Annotated in this window: 23 protein-coding genes and 1 tRNA gene; 20 read left to right on the top strand and 4 right to left on the bottom strand. The window is 70.9% G+C overall.

Annotated elements, in window-relative coordinates; translation table 11 throughout:
• Positions 1 to 25: 25 nt before the first annotated feature.
• From metG to K228_RS0102975, 7 genes are all read left to right on the top strand, one after another.
• Positions 26 to 1,828, top strand: a complete 1,803-nt coding sequence (gene metG / locus K228_RS0102945) for a methionine--tRNA ligase (RefSeq protein ID WP_025617061.1) — start codon at positions 26 to 28, stop codon at positions 1,826 to 1,828.
• Between the two features lie 32 nt (positions 1,829 to 1,860).
• A complete protein-coding gene (locus K228_RS0102950) occupies positions 1,861 to 2,841 on the top strand; it encodes a TatD family hydrolase (RefSeq protein ID WP_025617062.1) in 981 nt (326 codons plus the stop codon).
• A 78-nt stretch (positions 2,842 to 2,919) separates the two neighbouring features.
• Complete coding sequence (gene rsmA / locus K228_RS0102955) at positions 2,920 to 3,792, top strand: 16S rRNA (adenine(1518)-N(6)/adenine(1519)-N(6))-dimethyltransferase RsmA (protein ID WP_025617063.1); 873 nt, start codon at positions 2,920 to 2,922, stop codon at positions 3,790 to 3,792.
• Positions 3,793 to 3,885: 93 nt separating this feature from the next.
• Complete coding sequence (locus K228_RS0102960; RefSeq protein WP_025617064.1) at positions 3,886 to 4,833, top strand: 4-(cytidine 5'-diphospho)-2-C-methyl-D-erythritol kinase; 948 nt, start codon at positions 3,886 to 3,888, stop codon at positions 4,831 to 4,833.
• A gap of 99 nt (positions 4,834 to 4,932) precedes the next feature.
• On the top strand, positions 4,933 to 6,729 hold the full coding sequence (locus K228_RS0102965; protein WP_025617065.1) for an ABC-F family ATP-binding cassette domain-containing protein: 1,797 nt from the start codon (positions 4,933 to 4,935) through the stop codon (positions 6,727 to 6,729).
• Positions 6,730 to 6,832: 103 nt separating this feature from the next.
• Positions 6,833 to 7,288: a DUF4383 domain-containing protein gene (locus tag K228_RS0102970; protein ID WP_025617066.1), complete on the top strand. Its 456-nt coding sequence runs from the start codon at positions 6,833 to 6,835 to the stop codon at positions 7,286 to 7,288.
• A gap of 151 nt (positions 7,289 to 7,439) precedes the next feature.
• Positions 7,440 to 7,916: a DUF4383 domain-containing protein gene (locus K228_RS0102975; RefSeq protein WP_025617067.1), complete on the top strand. Its 477-nt coding sequence runs from the start codon at positions 7,440 to 7,442 to the stop codon at positions 7,914 to 7,916.
• A gap of 1 nt (position 7,917) precedes the next feature.
• Here K228_RS0102975 and K228_RS0102980 read toward each other — a convergent pair whose 3' ends face one another.
• A complete protein-coding gene (locus K228_RS0102980) occupies positions 7,918 to 8,601 on the bottom strand; it encodes a TetR/AcrR family transcriptional regulator (RefSeq protein ID WP_025617068.1) in 684 nt (227 codons plus the stop codon).
• A gap of 252 nt (positions 8,602 to 8,853) precedes the next feature.
• Here K228_RS0102980 and K228_RS0102985 point away from each other — a divergent pair.
• From K228_RS0102985 to K228_RS0103020, 8 genes are all read left to right on the top strand, one after another.
• Positions 8,854 to 8,925, top strand: a tRNA-Gln gene (locus K228_RS0102985).
• Positions 8,926 to 9,025: 100 nt separating this feature from the next.
• A complete protein-coding gene (gene glmU / locus K228_RS0102990) occupies positions 9,026 to 10,564 on the top strand; it encodes a bifunctional UDP-N-acetylglucosamine diphosphorylase/glucosamine-1-phosphate N-acetyltransferase GlmU (protein WP_025617069.1) in 1,539 nt (512 codons plus the stop codon).
• Positions 10,565 to 10,616: 52 nt separating this feature from the next.
• Positions 10,617 to 11,597 carry a ribose-phosphate diphosphokinase gene (locus tag K228_RS0102995; RefSeq protein ID WP_018254275.1) on the top strand — a complete coding sequence of 327 codons (981 nt, stop codon included), beginning with the start codon at positions 10,617 to 10,619 and terminating at the stop codon, positions 11,595 to 11,597.
• Positions 11,598 to 11,976: 379 nt separating this feature from the next.
• Positions 11,977 to 12,678: a 50S ribosomal protein L25/general stress protein Ctc gene (locus K228_RS0103000; RefSeq protein WP_025617070.1), complete on the top strand. Its 702-nt coding sequence runs from the start codon at positions 11,977 to 11,979 to the stop codon at positions 12,676 to 12,678.
• Between the two features lie 94 nt (positions 12,679 to 12,772).
• Positions 12,773 to 13,363, top strand: coding sequence for an aminoacyl-tRNA hydrolase (pth, locus tag K228_RS0103005; RefSeq protein ID WP_025617071.1), 591 nt, complete (start codon positions 12,773 to 12,775; stop codon positions 13,361 to 13,363).
• Between the two features lie 62 nt (positions 13,364 to 13,425).
• Positions 13,426 to 14,253, top strand: coding sequence for an inositol monophosphatase family protein (locus K228_RS0103010; protein ID WP_025617072.1), 828 nt, complete (start codon positions 13,426 to 13,428; stop codon positions 14,251 to 14,253).
• A 69-nt stretch (positions 14,254 to 14,322) separates the two neighbouring features.
• The gene (gene cysD / locus K228_RS0103015; protein WP_025617073.1) at positions 14,323 to 15,234 is read left to right on the top strand and encodes a sulfate adenylyltransferase subunit CysD; all 912 of its coding nucleotides are present in this window, start codon (positions 14,323 to 14,325) and stop codon (positions 15,232 to 15,234) included.
• Positions 15,234 to 16,541: a sulfate adenylyltransferase subunit 1 gene (locus tag K228_RS0103020; protein WP_025617074.1), complete on the top strand. Its 1,308-nt coding sequence runs from the start codon at positions 15,234 to 15,236 to the stop codon at positions 16,539 to 16,541. Before cysD ends, K228_RS0103020 begins: the two co-directional genes overlap by 1 nt.
• Before the next feature lie 87 nt (positions 16,542 to 16,628).
• Here K228_RS0103020 and galE read toward each other — a convergent pair whose 3' ends face one another.
• On the bottom strand, positions 16,629 to 17,612 hold the full coding sequence (gene galE / locus K228_RS0103025; RefSeq protein ID WP_025617075.1) for a UDP-glucose 4-epimerase GalE: 984 nt from the start codon (positions 17,610 to 17,612) through the stop codon (positions 16,629 to 16,631).
• A gap of 170 nt (positions 17,613 to 17,782) precedes the next feature.
• Here galE and K228_RS0103030 point away from each other — a divergent pair, with 170 nt between their 5' ends.
• The 5 genes from K228_RS0103030 (at position 17,783) to K228_RS0103050 (ending at position 22,031) form a co-directional block, all read left to right on the top strand.
• Complete coding sequence (locus K228_RS0103030) at positions 17,783 to 18,805, top strand: hemolysin family protein (RefSeq protein WP_033776439.1); 1,023 nt, start codon at positions 17,783 to 17,785, stop codon at positions 18,803 to 18,805.
• Positions 18,806 to 18,838: 33 nt separating this feature from the next.
• A complete protein-coding gene (trpS, locus tag K228_RS0103035) occupies positions 18,839 to 19,864 on the top strand; it encodes a tryptophan--tRNA ligase (protein ID WP_025617077.1) in 1,026 nt (341 codons plus the stop codon).
• Between the two features lie 30 nt (positions 19,865 to 19,894).
• Positions 19,895 to 20,473, top strand: coding sequence for a 2'-5' RNA ligase family protein (locus K228_RS0103040; RefSeq protein WP_025617078.1), 579 nt, complete (start codon positions 19,895 to 19,897; stop codon positions 20,471 to 20,473).
• A 117-nt stretch (positions 20,474 to 20,590) separates the two neighbouring features.
• The gene (locus K228_RS0103045) at positions 20,591 to 21,580 is read left to right on the top strand and encodes a YihY/virulence factor BrkB family protein (protein WP_025617079.1); all 990 of its coding nucleotides are present in this window, start codon (positions 20,591 to 20,593) and stop codon (positions 21,578 to 21,580) included.
• 7 nt (positions 21,581 to 21,587) lie between these two features.
• Positions 21,588 to 22,031, top strand: coding sequence for a hypothetical protein (locus K228_RS0103050; protein ID WP_025617080.1), 444 nt, complete (start codon positions 21,588 to 21,590; stop codon positions 22,029 to 22,031).
• Between the two features lie 76 nt (positions 22,032 to 22,107).
• Here K228_RS0103050 and K228_RS0103055 read toward each other — a convergent pair whose 3' ends face one another.
• Complete coding sequence (locus tag K228_RS0103055; RefSeq protein WP_025617081.1) at positions 22,108 to 23,739, bottom strand: glycoside hydrolase family 13 protein; 1,632 nt, start codon at positions 23,737 to 23,739, stop codon at positions 22,108 to 22,110.
• Between the two features lie 170 nt (positions 23,740 to 23,909).
• Positions 23,910 to 24,977 (bottom strand): LacI family DNA-binding transcriptional regulator, encoded by a 1,068-nt coding sequence (locus tag K228_RS0103060; protein WP_029723325.1) that lies wholly within the window; start codon positions 24,975 to 24,977, stop codon positions 23,910 to 23,912.
• Between the last annotated feature and the right edge of the window lie 83 nt (positions 24,978 to 25,060).

A 25,060-nucleotide genomic window follows, 5' to 3' on the forward strand; every position in this document is an offset into this window, starting at 1 on the left:
GGCCGGGTCACTAGGCTTGTTGGCCATGAGTCACGTTCTCGCGGCGGTTGCCTGGCCTTACGCCAACGGCCCGCGCCACATCGGCCACGTCTCCGGCTTCGGCGTTCCCTCCGACGTCTTCGCCCGGTACATGCGCATGGCTGGCCACGACGTGCTCATGGTCTCCGGCACCGACGAACACGGCACGCCGATCCAGGTGCAGGCCGACGCGGAGGGGGTCACCCCCCGCGAGTTGGCCGACCGCTACAACCGGGTGATCGTGGCGGACCTGCACGGGCTCGGGCTCTCCTACGACCTGTTCACCCGCACCACCACCGGCAACCACTACGCCGTGGTGCAGGATCTGTTCGAGGGGATGTACCGCAACGGCTACATCGTGCCGAAGAGCACCATGGGTGCCATCTCCCCGTCCACCGGCCGGACCCTGCCCGATCGCTACATCGAGGGCACCTGCCCGATCTGCGGCTACGAGAGCGCCCGCGGCGACCAGTGCGACAGCTGCGGCAACCAGCTCGACCCGATCGACCTGCGAAACCCGAAGTCGAAGATCAACGGAGAGACGCCGAAGTTCGTCGAGACCGAACACTTCTTCCTCGACCTGCCGGCGCTCGCCGACGTTCTGGGGCAGTGGCTGGACACGCGGGAGGGCTGGCGGCCGAACGTGCTGCGCTTCTCCAAAAACCTGTTGGACGACCTTCAGCCCCGGGCGATCACCCGGGATCTGGAGTGGGGCGTGCCGGTCCCGCTCGACGGCTGGCGGGAACGCGGCGACAAACGCATCTACGTGTGGTTCGACGCGGTGATCGGCTACCTCTCCGCCTCGATCGAGTGGGCCCGCCGCTCCGGTGACCCGCAGGCCTGGCGCCGGTGGTGGTCGGCGGATGGGCCCGGCAAGGACGCCCCCAGCCACTACTTCATGGGCAAAGACAACATCGTCTTCCACTCGGTGATCTGGCCGGCGTTGCTCGCCGGCTACTCCGGTGAAGGCTCCCACGACGGACAGCCGGGCGAGTTGGGTCGGCTGAACCTGCCCACCGAGGTGGTCTCCAGCGAGTTCCTGACCATGGAGGGGCGGAAGTTCTCCTCGTCCCGGCGCGTGGTCATCTACGTCCGCGACTTCCTGGAGCGCTACGACGCCGACGCGTTGCGCTACTTCATCGCGGTGGCCGGGCCGGAGAGCAACGACACCGACTTCACCTGGGCGGAGTTCCTCCGGCGCAACAACGACGAGCTGGTCGCCGGCTGGGGCAACCTGGTCAACCGCTCCATCTCGATGGCCGCGAAGAACTTCGGCGCGATCCCGCCGGTCGACCCGGCCGGGCTCACCGAGGCCGACGAGGCGCTGCTCGCGGTGGCCCGGGCCGGTTTCGACACGGTCGGCGAGCTGATCGGCCGGCACCGGCAGAAGCAGGCGATCGGCGAGGCGATGAAGGTGGTGGCCGAGGCCAACCGCTACCTCTCCGAGCAGGCGCCGTGGAAGCTCAAGGGCGAGGCGGACCGGCCGCGGATGGGCACCGTCCTGCACGTCGCCCTCCAGGTGGTCAGCGATGCGAACACGCTGCTCACCCCCTTCCTGCCGCACTCCGCGCAGAAGATCCACCAGCTGCTCGGCGGCACCGGGGTGCACGCGCCGATGCCGGTCATCGAGGAGGTTGAGGACCTCGACGGCGGGCCGGCCTACCCGGTGTTGACCGGCGACTACACGGTCGGTGCCCGGTGGGAGTCGGTGCCGTTGGCGGTGGGGCGGGCACTCGACCTGCCCAAGCCGGTGTTCCGCAAACTCGACCCGTCGATCGTGGAGGAGGAGCTGGCCCGCCTGGCGAGCTGAGGCACACCCGGCGGGTACGTACCCGGTGTGTGATGCTTGCGCCGATGACCGAGCAGACCGAATCCCGTAAACAGCGCGCGGCCCGGCGGGCCGGGGAGTTCCCGCCGGCGCCCGCGCCGCTGCCCCAACCGGTGCCAGACAGCCACACCCACCTCGACATCACGATCAGCGAGGCCGGGGTCCCGCCGCGCAGTACGCCGGCTACGCCGACCTCCGGCGCGGGCGCCGGCGGCGGCCCGCCCGCCGAGCCGATCCACACCGCCGGCGACCCCCGCGTCGCCGTTGACCCGATCCAGGCCGCGGTCGAGGCGGCTGCGGAGGTCGGAGTGGACCGGTTGGTGCAGGTGGGGGTTGACGTCGACTCGTCCCAGTGGGGGGCGGAGGTGGCCCAGCGCTACCCGGCGGTCGTCGCCACCGTCGCGCTGCACCCCAACGAGGCGCCCCGGTTGGCGGAGCTGGACGAGGCGCTGCGGGTCGTCGAGTCGCTGGCCGGCCAGGACCGGGTACGGGGCGTCGGTGAGACCGGGATGGACTTCTTCCGCACCGGTGAGCAGGGGCGCGCCGCACAGGAGGTGAGCTTCCGGGCGCACATCGACATCGCCAAGCGGTACGGCCGGACGCTGGTGGTCCACGACCGGGAGGCGCACGACGACGTGCTGCGGATCCTGGACGACGAGGGCGCCCCGGAGACGGTGGTGATGCACTGCTTCTCCGGCGACGCCGAGTTCGCCCGGGCGTGCGTGCGCCGCGGCTACCTGCTCAGCTTCGCCGGCACCGTCACCTTCAGCAGCGCCGCGGCGCTACGGGAGGCCGCCGCGGTGACCCCGCTGGATCACCTCCTCGTGGAGACGGACGCGCCGTATCTCACTCCGGTGCCGCACCGGGGCCGGCCCAATGCGTCGTACCTGATCCCGCTCACCGTCCGTTCGCTCGCCGCCACCACCGGCAGCGACCTGGACGAGCTCTGCGCGGCCCTCTCCCGCACCGGCGAGCGGGCCTTCGGCCCCTGGTGATGGTGGGCTGGCGGGAATCTGCCGGGAGGTGACGGGCCCCTGCCCGGGGCGCCCCGGCGTCCACCTACGCTAGCGGGCGTGACCGGTCTCCTCGGCCCGGCGGAGATCCGGGACCTCGCCGCCCGCCTCGGCGTGGCTCCCACCAAGCGGCTCGGCCAGAACTTCGTCCATGACCCCAACACGGTGCGGCGGATCGTCACCACCGCCGGCCTGACCGCCGAGGACGTGGTGCTGGAGGTCGGGCCGGGCCTCGGCTCGCTCACCCTCGCGCTGCTGCCGGCCGCCGCGCACGTGCACGCCGTCGAGATCGACCCGGTCCTCGCCGCCGCCCTGCCGGAGACCGCGGCCCGGCACGCCGGCCCCGCCGCCGACCGGCTCTCCGTGCACCGCGCCGACGCGCTTCGGGTCACCGCCGGGCAGCTCGCCGATCCCGCGCCGACCGCGTTGGTCGCCAACCTGCCGTACAACGTCGCCGTACCGGTGGTGCTGCACCTGCTCGCCGAGTTGCCGACGCTGCGGCACGGCCTGGTCATGGTGCAGAAGGAGGTCGCCGACCGGCTCGTCGCCGGTCCTGGTTCCCGGGTGTACGGCGTGCCGTCGGTCAAACTCGCCTGGTACGCCCACGTTCACGCGGCCGGGAAGGTGCCGCCGAACGTGTTCTGGCCGGTGCCGAACGTCGACTCCGGGCTGGTCGCCTTCACCCGTCGGGAACCGCCGGGCGTGGGTGGTTCCCGGGAACGGGTCTTCGCAGTGGTGGACGCCGCGTTCGCCCAGCGTCGCAAGACCCTTCGGGCGGCCCTGGCCGGCTGGGCCGGCGGTGCGGACCGGGCGGCCGCGGTGCTCACCGCCGCCGGGGTGGATCCCGGCGCCCGCGGGGAGGCGCTCCCGGTCGAGCAGTTCGCCGCTATCGCCGCGTCGGCCCCGGCCGCCTCCGACCGGGCAGTAGGCTGACGCCGTGCCCGAGGAAGTACGAAAAACCACGCCGCTGCCCCCGCCCTTCGCGCCCGGGACGGGGAGCCGGGACTCGGTCTGGGACACCATCCCGTGACCGAGGCATGGCGACCGGAGGATGACGAACCGCGAGGTGTCAGCGGGCCGGTCCGGGTACGAGTCCCCGCCAAGATCAACCTGCACCTGGGGGTGGGGCCGCTACGCCGGGATGGCTATCACGAGCTCAACACCGTCTACCACGCGATCTCCATTCACGACGAGTTGACCGCCCGCCGGGGCGACACCCTCAGTCTGACGATGGCGGGCGAGGGGACCGGCGAACTGGACCTGGACGAGTCGAACCTGGTCATTCGTGCTGCCCGCGCCCTCGCCAGTTCCGCCAGCGTGCCGCCGCACGCCCGACTGCACCTGCGTAAGCAGATTCCCCTGGCCGGTGGGCTCGCCGGGGGCAGCGCCGACGCCGCCGCCGCGCTGGTCGCCTGCGACGCGCTGTGGGGGACCGGGCTGTCCCGCGACGAACTGGCGGAGATCGCCGTCGGCCTCGGTTCCGACGTGCCGTTCCTGATCCACGGGGGCACCGCGCTCGGCACCGGCCGGGGCGAGGCGGTCAGCCCGGTACTGGCCCGGCCGACCGTCTGGCACTGGGTCGTCGCGGTCGCCGACGGGGGCCTGTCCACGCCGGTGGCGTACCGGGAACTCGATCGGCTCCGTGAGACCGGGGCCGCCGGTCCCCCGCTCGGCAGCACCGACAGCCTCCTCGCCGCCCTCCGGCAGTCTGACCCCCGGGTGCTCGCCGCGGCCCTCGGCAACGATCTCCAGGACGCCGCGCTCGCCCTGCGGCCGTCCCTGGCCGCCACCCTGAAGGCGGGCGAGGCGGCGGGTGCGCTCGCGGGCATCGTCTCCGGCTCCGGGCCGACCTGTGTCTTCCTCGCCGCCGGAGCGGCCGACGCGGAGCGGATCGCTGCCGAGTTGGACGCCCTCGACGTGTGCCGACAGGCGCGCACCGCGCACGGCCCGGTCGCCGGGGCCCGGATCGGCTGACCGTCCCCGGCGCCGCCCGCCGGGTGCCCGCGTACCCTTGCCTCGGGCGTCCTTGGCTGTCGATCCGGTGCCGGGCGCCCTGACCATGGAAGGGGCGTAGTGGCCAACATCGTCAACCTGGACCGGGTGTCCAAGGGCTACGGCGCTGCCGGGCCGCTGCTCACCGATGTCTCGCTCGGTCTCGACGACGCCGACCGGATCGGTGTGGTGGGGCTCAACGGCGCCGGCAAGTCCACCCTGCTGCGCCTGCTCACTCGGCAGGAGGAGCCGGATGACGGCCGGGTGACCCACCGTCGCGACCTGCGCGTCGCCGGGTTGCCCCAGGCCCTGCAGCTCGCCCCCGACGCGACCGTCCGAGACGTGGTCCTCGGCACCGCGTGGCTGGCCGAGGGGATGGGCGCCGAGCACGAGTGGGCCGGGGACGCCGGAGTCCGGAAGGTCCTCGACGGCCTCGGGATGCCGTACCTCGGCCTCGACGCTCCGGTCGGCCCGATGTCCGGCGGCGAGCGCCGGCGGGTCGCCCTGGCCGCGCTGCTGGTCCGCGACGCCGACCTGCTGATCCTCGACGAGCCCACCAACCACCTCGATGTTGGCGGCATCGACTGGCTGGCCCGGCACCTGCTCGCCCGCCGGGGTGCGCTCGTCGTGGTCACGCACGACCGGTGGTTTCTCGACGCCGTCTGCACCACCACCTGGGAGGTCGCCGACCAGACCGTCCGGGCGTACGAGGGTGGTTTCGCCGCCTGGACCCTCGCCCGGGCCGAACGGGAACGGGTCGCCGCCGCCACCGAGGCGCGTCGTCAGAACCTGCTCCGTAAGGAGATCGCCTGGCTGCGCCGCGGCCCGCCGGCCCGCACATCCAAGCCGAAGTTCCGCATCGACGCGGCAAACGCGCTGATCGCCGATGTTCCGCCGCCGCGGGACAGCATGTCGCTGCAGCGGCTCGCCACCGCCCGGCTCGGCAAGCAGGTGTACGACCTGGAGCACGTCCGGTTGGACGCGGGGCCGAAGGAGATCCTGCGCGACCTCACCTGGCAGGTCGGTCCCGGGGACCGGATCGCCGTCCTCGGCCGCAACGGTGCCGGCAAGACCACGCTGCTGCGGATGCTCGCCGGCGTCACCCGACCGGATGACGGCCGGTTCGTGGCCGGTTCCACCGTGCGTCCCGCGTTCCTCTCCCAGGAGCTCGCCGAACTCCCCGGCGAGCTGCGCGTGCTCGAGGCGGTCGAGGAGGTCGCCCGCCGGGTCCGGCTCGGTGACCGGGAGATCTCCGCCGCCCAGCTCGCCGAGGTCTTCGGCTTCGACGACCGCCGGCTCTGGACTCCGGTGGCTGACCTCTCCGGTGGTGAGCGGCGACGGCTGCAGCTGCTGCGCCTGCTCGCCGGTGAGCCGAATGTGCTCCTGCTGGATGAGCCCACCAACGACCTGGATACCGACACCCTCGCCGCGCTCGAGGATCTGCTCGACTCCTGGCCCGGCGTGATCATCGTGGCCAGCCACGACCGGTACCTGGTGGAACGGGTCGCCGACACCGTGTACGGCATGTTCGGCGACGGCGAGCTGGTGCACCTGCCCGGCGGGGTTGACGAGTACCTTGCTCGGGCCACCGACGGCGGCCGTCCGGCACCGGTGACCGGTGGTGGGCCGGCGCCGGCGAAGGCGAGCGGGATGTCTGCCGCTCAGGTCCGCCAGGCCCGGAAGGAACTGGCCCGGCTCGAGCGGCAGGTCGGCCGGCTGGAGCAGCGGGAGGCGGAGCTCCACGACCAGTTGGCCGCGAACGCGACCGACTACGCACGGGTCGCTGAGCTGGACAGCCAGCTCAAGGAGGTCCGGGGTGAGCGGGAGCAGGTCGAACAGGCCTGGTTGACGCTCGCCGACGAGATCCCGAGCAGCTGACCGCCGTTGCGCCGCGGCGCGCCCGGACCGTGTGCGGCGTCACACCGGCCGGTGCGGGACAATCGGCGCCGTCCCTCACCGTAACGTCGTTGGAGACTCAGCCATGGCCCACACCCCCGTGAACCACCCCGCGCGGCCGATCTACCGGGCGATCGGCGGGCTGACCGGCCTGTACCTGGTCGTCTTCGGCGTGCTCGGTCTCATCGCGACCGTCGGCGACGAGCTCTGGGCCCAGGGCGACACCGCAGTGCTCGGTCAGGGCACGAACCTCGGTTTCTCGTTGCTCAGCGTGCTGCTCGGCGGCGCCGTGCTGGCCGGTACGGCGATCGGCCGCAACGTCGATGTGTTGATCAATCAGGGGCTGGGGTACGTGGGTATCGTGCTCAGCCTCGCCGGCCTCGCCTTCCTCCGGACCGAGGCGAACATCTTCAACTTCAGCATCGCCACCGTCCTCGTGCTGATGGTGGCCGGCCTGGTCCTGCTCATGGTCGGGATGTACGGCAAGGTCGGCACCGACGCGGAGCAGGAGGCCTGGCAGCGGGCACGGCTGGTGCTCTGACCGTCGTCTCCCGCCACGGAGCCCGACCACACCCCCACTGGGGTGTGGTCGGGCTCCGTGGCGCGTGGGGCTACCGGTCGATTCCCCGTACGCGCGGCCCCGGCCCGGGTGACAATGACCCCTGGCTGTCGTCGAGCGGTCGGAGGGCGTCATGGCGCACATCCCGCTGAACCATCCGGCGCGGCCGATCTACCGGGTCCTTGCCGGGCTGATCGGTCTCTACATCCTGGTCTTTGGTGTCTGGGGCACCGCGCAGACGCTGGGGGACCCGCTCTTCGACCGGGACGGAGAATTGGTGCTCGGCCTCCGCACCAACCTCGCGTTCGCGCTGGCCTCGGTGGTCTTCGGCGCTTTCCTCCTGGTGGGGGCGTCCCGGCGGGGCAATCTCGGCCACTACATGAACCTGATCGCCGGGGCCGTCTTCCTGGTGACCAGCATCCTGATGATGTCGGTGTTGCAGACCTCGGCCAACTTCCTCAGCTTCTCGATGTCGACGGTGATCGTGTCGATGCTCTTCGGGCTGATCCTGCTCGGCACCGGCCTCTACGACAAGGTCGGGCCGATGGAGCCCGCCGAGACGGAGCCGGACGGCTCCGGCCGTCCGGCCGCCGACCCGAACCGGTCCTGACTCAGTGTCCGCGTAGGGTGATCAGGCCCGGCTTCGCCTCGAGGTGGGACAGGCCGTTCCAGGCCAGGTTCACCAGGTGCGCTGCCACCGTCTCCTTGCGCGGTCGGCGCACCTCCAGCCACCAGCGGCCGGTCAGCGCCACCATTCCCACCAGGGCCTGGGCGTAGAGTTCGGCGAGCTTCGGGTCGTACCCGCGGCTGGAGAACTCGGCGCCGAGGATGTGCTCCACCTGGTGCGCGACGTCGTTCATCACGCTGCTGAAGTTGCCCGTCGACGACATCAGGGGTGACTCCCGGACCAACACCCGGAACCCGCTGGTCTCCTCCTCGATGTACGTGAGCAGGGTCAGCGCGGCCTGTTCGAGCAGTTCCCGTGGGTGGCCGGCGGTCAGGGCGGTGGTGATCCGGTCGAGCAGGCTGCGGACCTCCCGGTCCACCACCACCGCGTACAGCCCCTCCTTGCCGCCGAAGTGCTCGTACACCACCGGTTTGGAGACCTTCGCCCGCGCCGCCACCTCTTCGATCGAGGTGGCGTCGAAGCCGCGTTCGGCGAAGAGTTGGCGCGCGGTCGAGATGAGTTGTTCGCGCCGCTGCGCCGCCGACATGCGTACCCGTGCGGTCTTGCCGGCCGCCGCGGCTCCCCGTCGCTGACCGGGGGTGTGGTCGCTGCCCAGGCCATCCATCATGTCGTCACCTCATCGGCGCTCGGTGCCGTCCAGTCGTGGGGTCGAGCCGGTCACCGGCCATCCTGCCAGGTCTGCTCGGGCGCTCCGCTCGGTTGCCCCACACCACCCGGTTGGCCCTCCGGCGGCGGGGACTATCGTGGTTTTCGGTAATCCGACATGTGGTCCGGCGCCGTCCGGCCGGATCGCAGGTATGATCACCGAGCTGTTCCGGATCGTAGGTCTGCCCGACTGCGCCTTCGGACGACATGGCGATGGGGTGTGGGGTAACGGCAACCCGCAGGCCTTTGGAGCCTTGAGCTCCTGGTTCGAATCCAGGCACCCCAGCTCATGCCACCGGTCAGCATTGTGAAGGCCCCGCCGATGCCGCGTTGATGTCTGGTTAGCATGACCGCGAGACTGTCGCCGCACCGACGGGAGCCCTTCCGTGTCCCAGCAGCCCCCTCCCCGTACCGTCGTCGTGCTCGCCGCTGGTGCGGGTAAGCGGATGAAGTCCGGGCTACCGAAGGTGCTGCATCCGCTGCTTGGCCGCACCCTCGTCGGCCATGTGCTCAGCGCCGCCGCACCGCTCGCCGCCGACCGCACGGTGGTGGTGGTCGGCCACGGTGCCGAGCAGGTCCGGACCCATCTGGCGGAGATCACCCCGCAGGCCCTCCCGGTGCTCCAGGCCGAGCAGCTCGGCACCGGGCACGCGGTGCGGATCGCGTTGGCCGCCGTCCCGGAGAGCAGCGGCACCGTGGTGGTTCTCAACGGGGACGTGCCGCTGCTGCGGCCGGAGACCCTCGGCGGGCTGGTCGAGGCGCACGAGCGGGCGGGTGCCGCCGCGACGGTTCTGGCCGCGGAGGTACCCGATCCGACCGGGCTCGGCCGGGTCGTCCGGGACGCCGACGGTCAGCTCCAGCAGATCGTGGAGCAGCGCGACACGACCCCCGCCCAGCGGGAGATTCGGGAGATCAACGCCGGCATCTACGCGTTCGACGCGGACCGGCTACGGGGTGCGCTCGGCAAGCTGTCGACCGACAACGCCCAGGGCGAGGAGTACCTGACCGACGTCTTCAGCCTGCTGCGGTCGGCGGGCGAGCCGGTGGCGGTGCACGTGGCCTCGGATCACATCGAGACGTTGGGCTGCAACGACCGGGTGGAGTTGGCCGGGCTGCGGCGACTGCTGCGCGACCGGGTCAACGAGGCCTGGATGCGCAGCGGGGTCAGCCTGCTTGACCCGGCGACCACCTGGATCGACGTGACCGTGGCGCTGGATCGGGACGCGGTGGTCGATCAGAATACGCAGCTTCGGGGCGCCACCGTGATCGGTGCCGGTGCACAGGTCGGCCCGGACGTCACGCTGGTGGACACCCTGGTCGGGCCCGACGCCACCGTGGTCCGCAGCCACGCGGTCGGAGCGGAGGTCGGCCCGGCGGCCAGCGTCGGCCCGTACGCGTACCTGCGGCCGGCGGCACGGCTGGCGGAGAAGTCGAAGGTGGGCACCTTCGTCGAGGTGAAGAACTCCGAGGTCGGAGTGGGGTCGAAGGTCCCGCACCTGACCTACGTCGGGGACGCCACGATCGGCGAGCAGAGCAATATCGGCGCGGCGACCGTGTTCGTGAACTACGACGGGGTACGCAAGCACCGTACGGTCATCGGTGACCATGCCCGTACCGGCGCGGACAACATGTTCGTGGCGCCGGTCGAGGTCGGCGACGGGGCGTACACGGCGGCCGGTTCGGTGATCGATCAGGACGTGCCGGCCGGGGCGATGGGGGTGGCTCGGTCGCGGCAGCGCAACATCGAGGGCTGGGTGCTCAAGCGGCGGGCCGGAACCGCCGCCGCGGCGGCCGCCGAGCGGGCCGGGCGGGCCGGCGGTCCGGGGGTGTCCTCCGGGGCAACGGCAAGTGAAGGTGAGGCAATGCACGCGGGGGCCAAGCCGGCGGCTGGGGCGCACGGCACCGGGAATACTGCAACCGACTAGCCCCGGCCCACCACCGCGCCGGGCACCACCAACCAACAGGAGCAGACGGGCCATGGGCAGCATCGTCGCCGAAAATCGCAAGAGCCTGATGCTCTTCTCCGGACGTGGCTTTCCGGAGTTAGCCAAGGAGATCGGTGAGGTGCTCGGGGTCGCCCCGACACCGGCCGACGCCTACGATTTCGCCAACGGTGAGATCTTCGTCCGCTACAAGGAATCGGTGCGCGGTTCGGACGCCTTCGTGGTGCAGTCCGTCACGCACGGGGTCAACACCTGGGTCATGGAGACCCTGATCATGATCGACGCGTTGAAGCGTGGGTCGGCCAAGCGGATCACCGTGGTCCTGCCCTTCTACCCGTACTCGCGGCAGGACAAGAAGCACCGGGGCCGGGAGCCGATCTCGGGCCGGCTGATCGCGGACCTGTTGAAGACCGCCGGCGCGAACCGGATCCTCACCGTGGATCTGCACACCGCCCAGATCCAGGGCTTCTTCGACGGCCCGGTGGACCACCTCTTCGCGATGGACGTGCTCGCCGAGGAGGTGGAGCGGCGGTACGCCGGGCGTCCCATGACGGTCGTCGCCCCGGATTCGGGTCGGGTCCGGGTCGCCGAGCGGTGGACCGACCGGCTGGGCGGTTGCCCGCTGGCGTTCATCCACAAGACCCGGGATCCGTCGAAGCCGAACCAGGTGGTGGCGAACCGGGTCGTCGGTGAGGTCGAGGGCCGGGTCTGCCTGATCGTCGATGACATGATCGACACGGGTGGCACGATCACCAAGGCTGCGGAGATCCTCAAGGAGTTGGGTGCGGCCGAGATCGTCGTCGCCTCCACCCACGCGCTCTTCTCGGATCCGGCGACCGAGCGGCTGAAGAACAGCCCGATCAGCGAGGTGCTGGTGACGAACACGTTGCCGCTGCCGCCGGAGAAGCAGCTCGACAAGGTCACCGTCCTGTCGATCGCACCGCTGCTGGCCCGGGCGATCCGGGAGGTCTTCGACGACGGCTCGGTGACCACCCTCTTCGGTGGCCTGAGCTGAGTTGCCCTGTCGGAGCCCGGTCCGGGGTGGTCACCGCCGCTGGACCGGGTTTCTCCGGCAGTCTCGGTGCCGGCTTCGGCCTCCGCGCGCTGTCGGGGTGCTCTGGCGGGTCGGGTGGGTCGAGGCCCCCGCCGGCCCTGACCCGACTGGTGCGGACGATCGAATCGCGGGGTGCCGCCGGAGTGGGCGGACAACCTTCGGGTAGACTGGTGCGGTTGCCACGGCGAGGGTGCCCTGCGGGCCGCTGACCAGGACCGCACGGAAGCGCCGTCATCGACGCGGCGCTCCGAGGCGGTCGGTCATGACGCAGGAGCCCCAGCGAGCCCCTCACCCGGCACCGAGACGACCATCGCCGCTGCGAAGCATCAGGAGTTTCCCCGTGTCCGAGGTAAAGATCAGCGCCGAGCCCCGTACCGAGTTCGGCAAGGGTGGTGCCCGCCGTACCCGCCGGGCCGGCAAGGTGCCTGCCGTGCTGTACGGCCACGGCGAGAAGCCCAAGCACATCGCGTTGCCGGCCCGTGAGTTCGCCACGGCGATCCGGCGCGGTGGTGCCAACCAGCTCTTCACGATCGACATCAGCGACGGCACGCAGGTGCTGGCGCTGCCGAAGGCGATCCAGCGGGATCCGATCAAGGACACCTTCGAGCACGTGGACCTGCTGCTTGTCCGCCGCGGCGAGCAGGTCACGGTTGAGGTCCCGGTGCAGTTGGTCGGGGAGGCTGCGAAGGGCACGCTGATCGTGCACGACCACGACAGCCTCTCGGTGACCGCTGACGCCACCAAGGTGCCGGACCACCTCGACGCCACCATTGAGGGCCTGGAGGCGGGCACGCAGGTGGCCGCCGCCGACGTGCAGCTGCCGGCCGGAGTCGAGCTGGCCACCGACCCGGAGCTGCCGGTCGCCGCGGTGACCGCCGCCCCGACCGAGGAGCAGCTCGAGGCCACGCTGCCGGAGGTGGAGGAGGCCGCTGCCGAGGCCGAGGCCGAGGTCGGCGAGGTCACCGAGGGCTCGGAGGGCGCCGAGGCCGGTGCTCCGGTCGCCGAGCAGGAGGCGGGTGCCGAGGCGAAGGCCGAGGCCTGATCGTTCGCTGCGCAGGTGCCAGGCGTCCCCGCTCGTCGGGGGCGCCTGTTGGCGTATCGGTGGGCGGTACCGTTGCGAGCGGAAGGGGTGGACGGTGGTGGAGGAGACAGGGCCGTGGCTGGTCGTCGGTCTGGGTAACCCCGGTCGGCAGTACGCCGGGAACCGGCACAACGTCGGCTTCCTCGTGGCCGACCTGCTGGCCGGGCGGCTGGCGGCCCGCTTCAGTCGACACAAGCGGGCGATGGCGGAGGTCGCCGAGGGACGGTTGGGTCTCGGCGGACCGCGGCTGGTGCTGGTGAAGCCGCTGACGTACATGAACCTCTCCGGCGCGGCGGCAGTCGGCCTGGCGCAGTTCTACAAGGTGCCGCCGGCGCGGGTGGTGGCCATCCATGACGAGCTGGACATCCCCTATGGCCAGGTTCGGGTGAAGTGTGGTGGCGGCGAGGGCGGCCACAACGGCCTGCGGTCGATGACGAAGTCCCTGGGGACGAAGGAGTACGCCCGGGTGCGGTTCGGGGTCGGCCGGCCACCGGCGCGGCGGGACCCGGCGGATTTCGTACTGTCGGATTTCGGTACCGTCGAGCGTAAGGAGCTGGATTTCCTGGTGGATCGGGCGGCAGATGTCGTGGAGTCGGTTCTCCAACGCGGGGTGGAACCGACCCAGAACCTCTATCACGGTGCCTGAGGGCCGGTTCGGTGGTGGTCTCCGCTCCTTCAGGCGGGTGGCGCGGCGACGGGAGTACGGGAATGAGTAGTCCTCCGATGATCGATGGGGCGTTCGCCCGTTGGTTGGCGGTCCGGGCCGGGCAGGCGTTGGTCAGCCTGCGCGACGAGGTGGGCTTCGGTGACCCGGGTGCCCTGAAGGCCGCGGGGGACAAGGTCTCGCACGACCTGCTCCGTACTGAACTGGCGAACTGGCGTCCGCAGGATGCGGTCCTGTCGGAGGAGGACGAGGGCTCCCGGCTGGCCTGGGCGGCGGAGGCGGGTGCTGCGACGGCACCCCGGCTGAGCAGCGACCGAGTGTGGATCATCGATCCCCTGGACGGGACCCGGGAGTTCGCCGAGGCGGGCCGGGCGGACTGGGCGGTGCATGTGGCGCTCTGGGCGCGGAACGCCCCGACGCCGCACGGACTGGTGGCGGGCGCGGTCGGGTTGCCGGCCCAGGACCGGGTGCTGGGAACGGACTACCCGCCGGGGTACCCGCCACTGCCGACGGCGACCGCCGCGGGCGAGCCGACGATCCGGTTGGCCGCCAGTCGCAGCCGCCCCCCGGTCTTCCTCACCGACCTGGCTGCCGAGGTGGGCGCCGAGCTGGTGCCGATGGGGTCGGCCGGTGCGAAGATCGCGGCGGTGATCACCGGTGAGGTGGACGCGTACATCCATGCGGGCGGGCAGTACGAGTGGGATTCGGCGGCGCCGGTGGCGGTGGCGACCGCCGCCGGGCTGCATGCTTCCCGAATCGACGGCTCCGCGCTGAAGTACAACGAAGCCAACCCGCGCCTGCCGGACCTGTTGGTCTGTCGCAAGGATCTCGCCAGCGGGCTGCTCACGGCGTTGCAGCGCCATTGCGGGTAGCCTGAGCGCTACTTCTGGCAAAGCCGACCGGAAAGGTCTGGAAATGAGTGCGGGAATCGAGTCGGTGTCATGACCACGACGGCCGCATACCAGGTGTCCCACCTCGACGCGCTGGAGGCGGAGAGCATCTTCGTGCTGCGCGAGGTGGTCGCGGAGATGGAACGACCGGTGCTGCTCTTCTCCGGCGGCAAAGACTCAATTGTCATGCTGTGGCTGGCGCAGAAGGCGTTCGCCCCGGCGAACATTCCGTTCCCGGTGCTGCACGTCGACACCGGGCACAACTTCCCCGAGGTGCTGGCGTACCGGGACCAGCGGGTCGCCGAGCTGGGCCTGCAGCTGGTGGTGGCGAGCGTGCCGGAGGCCCTGGCCAGCGGGCTGGTGCGGGAGAGCGCGGACGGCATGCGCAACCGGATCCAGACCCCGGTGCTCCTGGCCGCCGTCGAGCAGCACCGCTTCGACGCGCTCTTCGGTGGCGCCCGTCGGGATGAGGAGAAGGCGCGGGCCAAGGAGCGGGTGTTCAGCTTCCGGGACGAGTTCGGCCAGTGGGATCCGAAGAACCAGCGTCCGGAGCTCTGGTCGCTCTACAATGGCCGGCACCAGCCGGGTGAGTCGATCCGGGCGTTTCCGCTGTCCAACTGGACCGAGCTGGATGTCTGGCACTACATCGCCCGGGAACGGATCGAGGCGCCCTCGATCTACTACGCGCACGAGCGCGAGGTGATCGAGCGCGACGGGATGCTGTACGCGGTGAACGAGTTCATCCGCCCCCGCGCCGGTGAGGAGCGGTTCAAGGCCCGGGTGCGCTATCGGACGGTGGGCGACGCCTCCTGCACGGCGGCGGTCCGCTCGGACGCCGACACGGTGGCGAAGGTCATCGAGGAGGTGGCGGCCACCCGGATCACCGAGCGGGGCGCGACCCGCGGTGACGACCGGGTCAGCGAGGCCGCGATGGAGGACCGCAAGCGGGAGGGCTACTTCTGATGACCACCGAGACGACCGCCGAGGTCGGTGCCGAAGCGGCGTCCGCCCGCCCGATGGACCTGCTGCGGTTTGCTACCGCCGGCAGCGTGGATGACGGCAAGTCGACCCTGATCGGCCGTCTGCTCTATGACACCCGATCCCTCTTCGCCGATCAGCTCGCCGCGGTGGAGGCGGTCAGCGCGGCCCGCGGCGACGAGTACACCAATCTCGCGCTGCTCACCGACGGTCTGCGGGCCGAGCGGGAGCAGGGCATCACGATCGACGTGGCGTATCGCTACTTCGCCACCCCCCGGCGGAAGTTCATCATCGCCGACACTCCGGGGCACATCCAGTACACCCGGAACATGGTCACCGGTGCCTCCACCGCCGACCTCGCGCTGATCCTGGTCGACGCCCGGAAGGGGCTGGTGGAGCAGTCCCGTCGGCACGCCTTCCTCTGCTCCCTGCTGCGGGTGCCGCACCTGGTCCTCTGCGTCAACAAGATGGACCTGGTGGACTGGTCGCACGAGGTCTACGAGAAGATCGCCGACGAGTTCACCGCGTTCGCGGCGAAGCTCGACGTACCCGACCTGACGGTGGTGCCGGTCTCCGCGCTGCACGGCGACAACATCGTCTCCCGGTCGGAGAAGATGCCCTGGTACGAGGGGCCGTCCCTGCTGCACCACCTGGAACGGGTGCACATCGCCAGCGATCGCAACCTGGTCGACGTGCGCTTCCCGGTGCAGTACGTGATCCGCCCACAATCCACCACCGTCACCGACTACCGCGGGTACGCGGGGCAGGTCGCCTCCGGCGTACTCAAGCCCGATGACGAGGTGATGGTGTTGCCGAGCGGCTTCACCAGCCGGATCGCCGCGGTAGAGACCGCCGACGGGCCGGTTCCGGAGGCGTTTCCGCCGATGTCGGTGACCGTACGGTTGACCGACGAGATCGACATTTCCCGGGGCGACATGATCTGTCGCCCGAACAACGCCCCGGCCGTCGCCCAGGACATCGAGGCGATGGTCTGCTGGATGGACGAGACCCGACCGTTGCAGCTCGGTGGCAGGTACGTGATCAAGCACACCACCCGGTCGGCGCGGGCCATTGTCCGCGGGCTGCACTACCGGTTGGACATCAACTCACTGCACCGGGACGAGTCGGCGGGGGAGTTGAAGCTCAACGAGATCGGCCGGGTCCGGTTCCGGACGATGGTCCCGCTGCTCGTTGACGAGTACCGCCGGAACCGTACCACCGGTGGGTTTGTTGTTATCGATGAGACGACGAACCGGACGGTTGGCGCCGGCATGATCGTCGAGGCGGGCTGACCCACCCGGTCGCGCGAGCGCTCCTGGTCCGCCGCTGATCGAGGTTGGCCGCGGGCCGGCGACGGCGTGCCGCCGGCACCGTGCTGGCTATCCCCGTTTCGGCAGGTGGTCGCGGTAGAAGGCCCAGGCGTCGCGGATGATGTCGTGCAGGGCGGGCTTGGCGGGCGTCCAGCCCAACTCGGTGCGGGCCAGGTCGGCGGTGGCCACCAACTCGGCGGGGTCGCCGACGCGGCGTGGGGCGACCACCACCGGAACCGGACGGCCGGTGACCTCACGGACCACCTCGACGACCTGACGGTTGGTGAACCCGCTGCCATTGCCGAGGTTGTAGATCCGGTGCTGTCCGCCGACCGCGGCGTCGAGCGCGAGTAGGTGGGCGCGGGCGAGGTCGGTGACGTGGATGTAGTCGCGGACGCAGGTGCCGTCAACGGTCGGGTAGTCGTCGCCGAAGAGTTGGAGCTTCTCCCGGCGGCCGGCGGCGATGTCGAATGCGATGGGGATGAGGTGCGTCTCCGGGTCGTGCCGTTCCCCGAGGGGCACCGGGGCCCCTAGGTGAGCGCCGGCGACGTTGAAGTAGCGCAGCGAGACGGCAGCCAACCCGCTTCCGGCCGCCGCCGAGGTGAGTGCCATGTCGACGGTGAGCTTGGTGGCCCCGTACGTGTTGGTCGGGGCGGTGATCGCCGACTCCGAGATGGGTAGCTCGACCGGGTTGCCGTACACGGCGGCGGTGGAGGAGAAGACGACCTTCGGCACCCCGGCGACGCGTACGGCGTCGAGCAGGGCGAGGGAGCCGATGACGTTGGTGTGCCAGTACAGCTCTGGCCTGACCATTGACTCACCGGCGGCGATCAGGGCGGCGAAGTGCAGCACCCCGTCGAAGCCCGCCTGTCGGGTTACCACCTGCGCCACGTCGTCCAGGGGGGCGACGACGTGGGTGGCGTCGGGTGCCACGGCGATGCGGTGTCCGGTCCGTAGGTCGTCCAGGACGACAACCTCGTGGCCGGCGTCGAGCAGCATCCGGGTCACCACGCTGCCGATGAAGCCAGCGCCGCCGGTGACGAGCAGTTTCACGTCGATCTCCTCCTGGCGGGGCCGCCCTGCAGCGACCCTCGGTGGTCACCCTACGGCGGCTTGCTGTGCCGGCGCTGCGAGTCACCCGGCGGGGCGGGACGCCGTCCGCGGCGAGGAAGAAGTGGCGCAGTGCTGTCCCGCCACTGCGGTGAGTGTCTACCATCCATCTCATGCGGGAAGCGGGTCGTCCCGGGCTCCGGCGCCGTGCGCGGGGGCGACCCCGCCGCGAACCCGGCCCGCTGGCCGGCGCGATAGCCCGGGTCGTGGTCCGCACCGCTACCGCCGCCACCCGGCTGGTGACCGGTCTGCTCGGCACCAGCCCGGTGGCCGGCCGGGAACGGATCAGCGAGGACGAGCTGCGCGACCTGGTCGCCGCGGCGACCGTGCTGGGGCCGGTGGAACGGCGGATCATCGACGAGGTCCTCGTCGCCGGTGCGAGCCTGGTACGCGAGGTGATGATGCCGCGCACCGAGGTGGTCTTCCTCTCCACCGCGCTGACCACCGCCCAGGCGGAGCGCCTCGTCCGGGCTGAGCCGCACACCCGCTACCCGGTGGTCGACGGGACCCACGACGACGTGGTCGGCTTCGTGCACCTGCACGACGTGCTGCTCCGTACCGACGAAGACCCGCGGGTCACGGTCGGCGAGCTGGCCCGGGAGGTCAAGCGCCTGCCCGGCAGTAAACGGGTGCTTCCGGCCCTGAGCGAGATGCGCCGGGAGGGGCATCACCTGGCGGTGGTCGTCGACGAGTACGGGGGGACCGCCGGCATCGTCACCTGTGAGGATCTGATTGAGGAACTGGTCGGCGAGGTGCACGACGGGTACGACACGCCGCCGGAGCCGACCAACGCCGGCCTGCCCACCACGGTTGACGGTCGGCTGAACCTGGCCGACTTCGCCGAGCGGACCGGGGTGAACCTGCCGTACGGGCCGTACGAGACGGTTGGTGGCTATGTCATGGCCGCGCTGGGCCGGCTGCCGGTGGCCGGCGACGAGGTGTCGGTGACCGTTGCCCCGGCCGCCCCGGTGGAGCCGGTGCGGGAGGCAGCCGGGGGCTGGCGGCTGCGGGTGCTGGCGCTGGAGGGGCGTCGGGTCGCCCGGGTGACGGTTGCCGCCGCTCGGCCCGCCGAGTCGCGACGGGGGACGGGGCTCCCCACCCAGTCTGGACGCGGTCGACCCGCCGGCCCGTCCTGACGGGTGCCCTGGGTTGCTGACAGAATTGCCAGCATGTCCAACGTACCTGTTCGACCGCGCGTGTTCTCTGGCATTCAGCCGACCGCCGACTCATTCCATCTCGGCAACTACCTGGGCGCGGTTCAGCACTGGGTGGCGTTGCAGGAGACGCACGACGCCACCTACTGCGTGGTTGATCTGCATGCGATCACCGCCGGGCACGACCCCCAGGTGTTGGCGCAGCGGTCCCGGGTAGCCGCCGCACAGCTTCTCGCGGTGGGGCTGGACCCAGAGCGCTGCACCCTCTTCGTGCAGTCCCAGGTGCCCGAGCACGCGCAGCTGGCCTGGGTGTTGGGGTGCATCACCGGGTTCGGTGAGGCGGGCCGGATGACCCAGTTCAAGGACAAGTCGCAGAAGCAGGGCAACGAGCGGGCCAGCGTCGGCCTGTTCACGTACCCGGTCCTACAGGCGGCCGACATCCTCCTCTACCAGGCGGACGCGGTGCCGGTCGGCGAGGACCAGCGGCAGCACCTGGAGCTCAGCCGCGATCTGGCGCAGCGGTTCAACACGCGGTTCGGGTCCACCTTCACGGTACCGGCGGCGCACATCGTCAAGGACACGGCGAAGATCACGGACTTGCAGGACCCGACGGCGAAGATGTCGAAGTCGTCCTCCTCACCGGCGGGCATCGTCCTGTTCCTGGAGGAGGCGGCCCGATCGGTCAAGAAGATCCGTTCGGCGGTCACCGACACCGGCCGCGAGATCGTTTTTGACGTCCAGCAGAAGCCGGGTGTCTCCAACCTGCTGACGATCTACTCGGCGCTCTCCGGCCGGAGCATTGACGATCTGGTCGGCGCCTACGCGGGCAAGGGCTACGGTGATCTGAAGAAGGACCTCGGCGAGGTGGTGCGCGAGTTCGTGACGCCGATCCAGGAACGCACCCGCGGCTACCTGGACGACCCGGCCCAGCTCGACAAGCTGCTCGCGACTGGGGCGCAGAAGGCGCGGGCGGTGGCGGCGCCGACGCTAGAGGCGGTGTACGAGCGGGTGGGTTTCTTCCCGCCGGTGCGCGCCGAGTAGGCAGCGACGCGACGTGTGCGGGTGAGCGGGATGGAACCGGTGGCCAAAGGGGTGGCACGAGGCGTGGACCTGCGGGACGGGTCGTCGGCAGCCGGCGGCACAATCCAGATCGGCATCGCTGTGGACATCCCCGAGCCCTGGGGGAGTGTGCTGACCCAGCGGCGGATGGCGGCGGGGGACCAACAGGCCGTCCCGGCGCACGTCACGCTGCTCGGGCCGACCGAGATCCCAGGTGCTGCCCTGCCGGCCGTCGAACGGCACCTGACCGCGGTCGCCGCCGCGCACCTCCCGTTCACCCTGCACCTGCGCGGGACCGGGACGTTCCGGCCGGTCACCCAGGTGGTCTTCGTAACAGTGGCGACCGGGATCAGCGAGTGCGAACTGCTCGCCGCGGCGATCCGGGCGGCTCCGGAGCTGCACCGGGAAACCCGTTTTCCGTACCATCCGCACGTCACGGTGGCGCAGGACGTCTCACCCGAGGCGCTGGACCAGGCGTACGAGGACCTGGCCGACTTCTCGGCGATGTTCGGGGTGGAGGCGTTCACGCTCTTCTCCCATAGTGGCCAGACGCGGTGGCAGCCCCGGCGGGACTTTCGGCTCGGCGGCTGAGCCGGTGCCCCGCCCCCGACGGCGCAATCCGTGTCCCGCCCCCGGGGGGTCCGCGTCGGTCCGGTCTTACCGCGGGGGATGCGGGCGCGTCGGTGACCAGTCGGCGAGGATGGCGGGGTGAACGTGTTCCGCCGTCTCCAGGCGGGTGTCCACGGGCGGGTCACCACCGCGCGGCGCCGCTATTCGGCCTTCGACCACGGGTTGCGCGCGGCCCTGCTCTACAACCGTCGGTTCGGCAGCCGGCTCGCCGCCGCGATCGCGTACTACGGCTTCTTTGCGGTCTTCGCGCTCGCCCTCGTCGCCTACTCCGTCTTCGGGGCGATCCTGGAGGGCAACGCCGAGGTCAATGCCGCCGCGGCTGGATTCCTCCGGGAGAACCTGCCTTTCCTCGACCCGGTGCAGGTCGCGGAGAGTAGCGGGGCTGTCGGTGTGGTCGGTCTGACCATCCTGGTCTTCACCGGGGTCGGCTGGGTGGAGGCGATCCGTTCCTCCCAGCGGCTGCTGTACGGCCTCGACCAACAACCCGGCAACTTTGTCGTTCGCCGGCTGGTCGACCTGGGCGTGCTGCTGGTGGTGTTCGTGCTGCTCGGCATCTCGGTAGCGGCGGTGGACACGCTGGAGTCGCTGCTGCGGTGGTTGTTGGGCAGTGCCGGCTCGGCCGGGCTTACCACGATCAGCGCGGTGCTCAGCATCTTCGTGAACGCGGTGCTGGCGACCTTGTTGCTGGCGGCGGTGCCTCGGCTGCGGCCCAGCCGAGTCCGGCTGCGCCCGGCGGTGCTGCTGGTGGCGGTGGGTATCACCCTGCTCAACACCATCGGGCGGTACTACGTGGTGCGGACCGAGCGAAACCCGGCGTACACGGTGGTGGCGGGCGCGGTGGGGCTGCTGCTCTACCTCTATCTGCTCAACCAGCTCGTGCTCTTCGGCGCGGCGTTGGTGGCCACCGACACCCGGGGACAGGTGGTGGATCTCGCGGCGGAGCGGGTCGAGGTCGATCAGGAGGAGGGCTCCCCGCCCCCCGGGCAGCCGGATGCGAACCGGCCGACGGCACCCGAACAAGGGACGGAGCGTCGAACCGGGGATCCGCCCACCGCCGGGGAACGATGATTGACGGGTGGGCGCTCTCGTGACACTCGATCTGCCGGACGACTCGCCGATGCTCGACCTGCCGTGGATTATCACCTTCGGGCCGCTTGGCGACGCCGACGAGTGGGAGCCGGTGGTCTGCGGCCCGTACGAGCGAGCGCCCGCGTTGGCGCTGGCCGAGGTGATGGTGGCGGAGGAGGCGCTGATGGCGGTGGTCGAGCCGCTGCTGCCGGCGGTGTCGGCGGAGCAGATCCGCGATGAGATCACCGCAGCCCGGGCCGCCGCCGAGGAGGAGGTGGCGGCGCAGGCGGACAGCGCCGAGCTCTACGGCAGCTTCGAGGACACCTTCGACGAGGAGCTGGCGGCGGCGGAGCGGGAGCCGGACGCCCAGCCGTCGATGCCGCCGAGCGAGGCCGCGATCCGGGCGGGCTTTGCCCGGATCGCGGCGAAGTTGCCCGGCATCGAGCGTTGACCCGCGCCGGCCGGCTGCCCAGCCGCCCGGCGGCCCGGGGCACGCCGAACGACCAGGTTGACTGGGGCTTACCCGGTCAGCGCCGTTCGAACCAGGCAGCCGCGTCGACCGAAATCAGGTAGCCGGTGCCCTCCCGGGTGAGCGGGGCGCTGGCGACGAGCGGGTCGCCGTACCCGGTGCTGACGGCGGGTGCGTCGCTGATGTTGACCACACAGGTGAGCGCCGTACCGCCGGCGGTACGGGTGAAGGCGAGGACGCCCGGCCGGGTCTCCTCCCAGACGATCTGGGCCGCGGCGGTGGAGAGCGCCGGGTGCGCTCGGCGGATCCGTAGCGCGGTGCGATACAGCTCGAGCGTGGACTCGGGGGCGCCGATCTGGGCAGCTACCGACAGGTCACGCCAGGTCGCCGGGGCGGGCAGCCAGCTCGGCGCGCTGCCGTCGGGGCTGAAGCCGTACGGGGCCAGCTCGCCGCTCCATGGGATCGGTACCCGGCAGCCGTCCCGGCTCTGGCCGGTCCGCAGGTACTGCGGGTCCTGCCGCAGGTCGTCGGGGAGGTCGAGGACCTCGGGCAGGCCCAGCTCCTCACCCTGGTAGAGGTAGGCGCAGCCGGGCAGCGCGAACATCAGCAGGGCTGCGGCGCGGGCGCGGCGCAACCCGGCCGGCCCATCCCCGTACCGGGTGACGTGTCGTTGCTTGTCATGGTTTGACAGCACCCAGGTGGTGGGCGCGTTGATGACCGCTGACTCGGCGAGCGCGGTGTCGATGACCTTGCGGAAGGAGTCGGCCGACCAGTGGGCGTCGAGGAAGTCGAAGCTGAACGCCTGGTGCAGCTCGTCTGGACCGATGTAGCGGGCGAGCCGTTGCGGGGTCTCCGCCCACGCCTCGGCCACCGCCATCCGGCCGCCGGGGTAGCTGTCCAGGATCGGCCGCCAGGCGCGGTAGATGTCGTGTACCTCGTCCTGGTCGAAGTAGGGCAGTCGGCTCTTGCCGAGCAGTTCGACCTGTCGTTGGCCGGTCTGTCGGCCGAAGCCGACATCCGGCAGGCCCTCCGCTTTGATCATTCCGTGGGCCACGTCGATCCGGAAGCCGTCGACGCCGCGGTCCAACCAGAACCGGAGCACGTCCTCAAACTCGGCGCGGACCTTGGGGTTGCGCCAGTTCAGGTCCGGCTGCGCCGAGTCGAAGAGGTGCAGGTACCACTGCCCGTCGGGCAGTCGGGTCCAGGCTGGCCCGCCGAAGATGCTCTCCCAGTCGTTCGGCGGCAGCTCGCCTGCGGCTCCGCGCCCCGCGGTGAAGTGGTAGCGGGCCCGTTCGGGGGAGCCGGGGGCCGCAGCGAGGGCGGCCTGGAACCAGGGGTGGGCACTCGACGTGTGATTGGGCACCAGGTCGACGATGATCCGCAGGCCCAGCGCGTGCGCGTCAACGATGACTTCGTCGAACTCGGTGAGGGTGCCGAACATCGGGTCGACATCGCGGTAGTCAGCGACGTCGTAGCCGCCATCAATCATGGGCGAGGGGTAGAAGGGGGTCAACCAGAGCGCCTCCACCCCGAGGTCCCGCAGGTATGGCAGGCGTTGCCGCAGGCCCGCCAGGTCGCCGATGCCGTCGCCATTCGCGTCGGCGAAGCTGCGGAGGTAGACCTGATAGATGGCGGCGGAGCGCCACCAGTCATCGTCGGAGGTCGGCGGCGTGGGGTTGCGGACGGTCATGAGGGGTTCCCCGATCTCGCGCGGTACGGCGGTCTCCGGCGCGGGCAGGGGTGGTGGCGCCGGTTGCTGTGCAGAATGCCGGCAGGGTGTTGCAAGAGTCAAGCAGACCTTGCGCAAGTTGGCCCTCGGGTCACTTCCTGATGGGAACCCGACGGGTGGACGGTGGGGTGTTAGACCGAGACCGCCAGGGGGGACGGGGTGGGGGCACCCGGGTCAACGCTTGGCGTCCGGGCGACCGCGGTCGAGCCGCGTACCACCAGCTCCGGCCGGAACAGGTACTCCGAGTGTGGGGCGGCATGCCCGTTGATCTCGTCCACCAGGGCCTGGACGGCGGCAACCGCCATCGCCGCGACCGGTTGACGCATGGTGGTCAGGGGCGGGTCGGTGAAGGCCATCAGCGGGGAGTCGTCGTAACCGACGACGGAGATGTCGCGGGGCACGGCGAGCCCGCGCTGTCGGGCGGCTCGGATGGCACCCAGCGCCATGGGGTCGGAGCCGCAGATCAGGCCGGTGACGCCGCGATCCAGCAGCCGGGTGGCGGCGGCCTCACCCCCCTCGACGCCGAAGAGGGAGAGCTCGGTCAGCTCGGTGAGCTCAGCCTCGGAGACATCGGTGCAGCGCCGCATGGCGGCTGTGTAGCCGGCGACCTTGCGCTGCACCGGGACGAACCGGTTCGGTCCGGTGATCAGGCCGATCCGGCGGTGCCCCAGCGCGACCAGGTGGGTGACGGCCAGCTCGGCGGCCTCCCGGTCGTCACAGGAGATGAAGGGCGCGGGGAGGTTCGGCGCGTAGCCGTTGACCATGACAACCGGCAGTGGTCGGGCGATCAGTGCGCGGTACCGCTCGTGGTCGGCGGCGGTGTCAGCGTGCAGGCCGGAGACGAAGACGATGCCGGAGACCTGCCGGTCGAGCAGCATTTCGACGTATTCGTCCTCCCGGATTCCGCCGGGGGTCTGGGTGCACAGCACGGGGGTGAAGCCGGTCGGGGCCAGCGCCGACTCGATGATCTGCGCGAAGGCGGGAAAGATCGGGTTATCGAGCTCCGGGACGACCAGACCCACCAGTCCGGCGCAGCGCTTGCGTAGCCGGGCCGGACGTTCGTAGCCGAGCACGTCGAGGGCGGTCAGGACGGCCTGTCGGGTCTCGGGCGCCACCCCGGGCCGGTCGTTGAGCACCCGCGACACGGTGGCCTCACTGACCTCTGCCTGCTGGGCGATGTCGGACAGTCGAGCGCGCATGGCGGCACTGTAGCTCACCGAATGGTTCTTGCGCTCACGGGCAAATGTTTGCAGTCGTGGCTCCGGGGCTGTTGGCCCGAGCT

It is taken from the genome of Salinispora cortesiana (genome assembly GCF_000484695.1).
Classification (GTDB): Bacteria; Actinomycetota; Actinomycetes; order Mycobacteriales; family Micromonosporaceae; genus Micromonospora; species Micromonospora cortesiana.

What these genes read in the sequence shown, in the direction of transcription:
- metG (WP_025617061.1), top strand. Translation starts at nt 26, where the DNA reads ATGAGTCACGTTCTCGCGGCGGTTGCCTGGCCTTACGCCAACGGCCCG.
- K228_RS0102950 (WP_025617062.1), top strand. Translation starts at nt 1,861, where the DNA reads ATGCTTGCGCCGATGACCGAGCAGACCGAATCCCGTAAACAGCGCGCG.
- K228_RS0102970 (WP_025617066.1), top strand. Translation starts at nt 6,833, where the DNA reads ATGGCCCACACCCCCGTGAACCACCCCGCGCGGCCGATCTACCGGGCG.
- K228_RS0102975 (WP_025617067.1), top strand. Translation starts at nt 7,440, where the DNA reads ATGGCGCACATCCCGCTGAACCATCCGGCGCGGCCGATCTACCGGGTC.
- K228_RS0102980 (WP_025617068.1), bottom strand. Translation starts at nt 8,601, where the DNA reads ATGATGGATGGCCTGGGCAGCGACCACACCCCCGGTCAGCGACGGGGA.
- K228_RS0102995 (WP_018254275.1), top strand. Translation starts at nt 10,617, where the DNA reads ATGGGCAGCATCGTCGCCGAAAATCGCAAGAGCCTGATGCTCTTCTCC.
- K228_RS0103010 (WP_025617072.1), top strand. Translation starts at nt 13,426, where the DNA reads ATGAGTAGTCCTCCGATGATCGATGGGGCGTTCGCCCGTTGGTTGGCG.
- cysD (WP_025617073.1), top strand. Translation starts at nt 14,323, where the DNA reads ATGACCACGACGGCCGCATACCAGGTGTCCCACCTCGACGCGCTGGAG.
- K228_RS0103020 (WP_025617074.1), top strand. Translation starts at nt 15,234, where the DNA reads ATGACCACCGAGACGACCGCCGAGGTCGGTGCCGAAGCGGCGTCCGCC.
- K228_RS0103030 (WP_033776439.1), top strand. Translation starts at nt 17,783, where the DNA reads ATGCGGGAAGCGGGTCGTCCCGGGCTCCGGCGCCGTGCGCGGGGGCGA.
- trpS (WP_025617077.1), top strand. Translation starts at nt 18,839, where the DNA reads ATGTCCAACGTACCTGTTCGACCGCGCGTGTTCTCTGGCATTCAGCCG.
- K228_RS0103040 (WP_025617078.1), top strand. Translation starts at nt 19,895, where the DNA reads ATGGAACCGGTGGCCAAAGGGGTGGCACGAGGCGTGGACCTGCGGGAC.
- K228_RS0103055 (WP_025617081.1), bottom strand. Translation starts at nt 23,739, where the DNA reads ATGACCGTCCGCAACCCCACGCCGCCGACCTCCGACGATGACTGGTGG.
- K228_RS0103060 (WP_029723325.1), bottom strand. Translation starts at nt 24,977, where the DNA reads ATGCGCGCTCGACTGTCCGACATCGCCCAGCAGGCAGAGGTCAGTGAG.